This window comes from Flavobacterium sp. (assembly GCF_035760125.1).
Taxonomy (GTDB): Bacteria; Bacteroidota; Bacteroidia; order Flavobacteriales; family Flavobacteriaceae; genus Flavobacterium.
This window is the reverse complement of record NZ_DASTTN010000391.1, coordinates 1-3,047: the sequence shown is the minus strand read 5'-3', so window position 1 is coordinate 3,047 and position 3,047 is coordinate 1. Positions and strand designations below refer to the sequence as shown.

At 32.5% G+C, this 3,047-nt stretch carries 2 protein-coding genes; one reads left to right on the top strand and one right to left on the bottom strand.

Going from position 1 to position 3,047, the window contains the following annotated elements; all coding sequences use genetic code 11:
- Window positions 1–583 (top strand): Pycsar system effector family protein (locus VFS71_RS13925; protein WP_326401976.1); only part of this gene is annotated, 583 nt, incomplete at its 5' end.
- Here VFS71_RS13925 and VFS71_RS13920 read toward each other — a convergent pair.
- Window positions 580–2,949 (bottom strand): GAF domain-containing protein, encoded by a 2,370-nt coding sequence (locus tag VFS71_RS13920; protein WP_326401975.1) that lies wholly within the window; start codon window positions 2,947–2,949, stop codon window positions 580–582. The genes VFS71_RS13925 and VFS71_RS13920 overlap by 4 nt on opposite strands.
- Between the last annotated feature and the right edge of the window lie 98 nt (window positions 2,950–3,047).

The window sequence follows — 3,047 nt, the reverse complement described above, 5'->3', positions numbered from 1 at the left end:
GAATGAAGAATTACCCAAAATAGATAAAAAAAAGGAAAAAGAGGAGAAACCAGAGCGTGGCATTGACACTTTATTTAGGGTAACTTTAGGTAATCATACACGTTTGAGTGGCATTGCCGACAGTAAGGCCAATATTTTACTTTCCGTAAATGCGATTATTATTTCGATAGCACTTTCAACATTGATTCCAAAATTAGACAGTCCCAAAAATGTGCATTTGGTTGTTCCTACTTTTATAATGTTGATGTCTAGCGTAATAACTATTATTTTTGCCATTCTTTCGACACGACCAAAAGTAACCAAAGGAGTTTTTACCAAAAAAGATATTGAAGACAAGAAAGTGAATCTTCTTTTCTTTGGTAATTTTTATAAAATGCCTTTGGAGGATTACAAATGGGCGATGAACGAAATGATGAAAGACAGAGAATATCTATATAATTCAATGATTAAGGATTTATATTATTTAGGAATCGTTTTGGAGAAAAAATACCGATTATTGCGAATTGCCTATAATATTTTTATGATTGGAATCGTACTGTCCGTAATCGCTTTTGTATTGGCATTCAAAACAATTAGTGGTTAATTTTGTTCATTCAATAAATCTTGATAAGTGTTGTTTTTGACGTTACTTTCCAGATTATTGTTGACTACTTTTACCCTAAATGCTCTTAATCCTGATACGCCTTGAAGTTCTTCAACTTCAAATTGTTCTATACTAGGCTCCAACAATTTTTTGTGTTGTAGGTATTTGATGTATTTCAAATATTCGTTTTCTTCGGCATTGTGAGAATAAACAATAGTGATTTTTTCTTTTTGGGTGATTCGCTCTTTGGTTCCTTTTATATTGGCTTTATCAATGCGTTTTTTGACTACTTCATAGCGGGCATTGTAAGTTCCATCAACATCAAATCGTTTTTCATCCATTCTAAAACGGATAGAAATTGGAGAGCTGAATACCAAAATCAAGGAAGTAACATCCAATTCATACGGTAAAGTAGCTTTGAGTTGGTGGTGTTCTATTTCCATTTCGCATAAAGTCTGCAATTGCCACAATCTTAAATTTTGCAAATAAAGGCTATTAAATGGCTTCGTGGGAGCAATCGATGCGCCAATATAGAGATTGTGTTCTACGCCATCGGTTTTGAATCGCTCGTAATAATGGGGATAGATTAGTTGGGCTTCAATTTGTTTCTTATCCAAGACAGCGGCCATTTTTTTATTGATTATGGACATAGTATTATCAAATTTCTTTCGGGCTTGATAAAACATTCCAGTTTTTTCGTCCAAGCTTTCAAAATAGTTTTCCCTTGCCGCTCCACTTTCAATATCCATTTTGGTGTTTTTTAGGATAGGATGAATTTCAGTTTCGATATAATTTTGAATTTGTTGCTCTGTATCTGCTTTTAATGACGATTCAAGCTCTTTGTTGAAAGAGTGTAATTCGAATATTCGTTGTTCCAATAAAACAAGACTTTCATTTGATTTTTGCTTTTCAAGGAGTTGTATAAGAGTGGTTAATTGGTTTTTTAAATCCTCTTTTACGGTTTCATTTCGATGTTCGGAGGAACCTTTAATGTCAATCTGTCCATATAGCGGATAGACTTCCTTGAATATGATTTCTTTAAAAATATAGTCTTTATTGGGACTGTTGGTTTGATAGTATTTGAGGGCTTCCCGTCTAAATTTCCAATAAACACTGGAGTGAATGGCAGTATATTCTCTTTGGATAATGGCTTCAATTTGATGTTGCATATCGGTTTTGTAGCGTTCCAATGTATCGATGAGATAGGGGAGAACCAAATCCAAATTTGTGGCATTGATACTGTTCAGTTCCTTTGGCTTTGCCGAAACCAATTCTATAATTCCAAGTATGTTGCCATCTTTTATGACAGGCGCAAAAATGCAGCTCTGAATGTTTTGTTTCGATAAATACTGTCCGAGTTTTTCATTTCCGGGAATTTTTGAAAATTGCTCGATATCAGCAATTATTATTGATTTTTTTTCTTCTAAAATAGCTTCGAGCGAACAACCGTAAATGGCATTTTTACAATCAGTTTCCTCTAGGTCATTTAAGATGTAACTTTTCATCTCTTTCTCCTCATGAGTAGGGTTTGTAAATTTTTCTTCCTCCTCATTGTATATGGTAAAACCAATTTTTAAATCAGAAATTTTAAAAATTGATCTAAAAATTGATTCAAAACTCAGACTTGATTTGTTTTGTGATGATTCTGATTTTAAGAGATTGCTTTTTAGGTTAGATATGGCATTTTCTCTAGTAACATCGATAAGGCTAATAATTCCAAAACCTTTTAGAATCCAGCTTTCAATAGGAAATTTTTCTTTCCATAAATTAATGTTGTCATAGTTATTCATCAAAAAATCAATGTCCTCTTGAGAAAGTTTAGGTGCATTTTGGGTTGGAATAATTTCTATAAAATCAGCATTGTACAAAATACGATAATGATTCATGATGCCATTACCGCTCGGAATATCATAAAATAAAGGTCTGTTAAAGTCGAAGTGCTGACCATAATATGCGTTTAAAATTAAGATACAATTGAAGACGTAAAATTGATCCTCTTCAAAATCACGTATCTCCATGTCAAATGTCATTCCTGCGTTTTGAAGAATGTTTTTGAATCTTTCTGTATAGTTAAAAGTGATATTCTGAAAAGGAATGCTAATGGCTTTAATCTCGTTGTGTGTTAATGCAGTAGGGAAGAGGTCTGCAAGTAAATTATGGATTAGCTTTTCATGTTGTTTAATGAAGTTCAAATCTTCAATGCCATCTCTAAATTCAGGGAAAGGAGCTATTTCTTTTAATAGTGCTTTGGCATAATTAGAGCGGTAATCTACGTTGGTCGCAGCAATGTCCTCCAAATTTTCGATCAATTTATGAAAAGAAATTAGGGTTTTAAAAGGGCTTTCTGTAAACGGATTATTGCTCATAATTATGTTAATATGTAAAAAGTAAAATTACGAATAAAAAAGTGATTTGATTTTTTCTTTTTTAATCTAATTAAATGAGTTATCAGTTTAAAATTAAC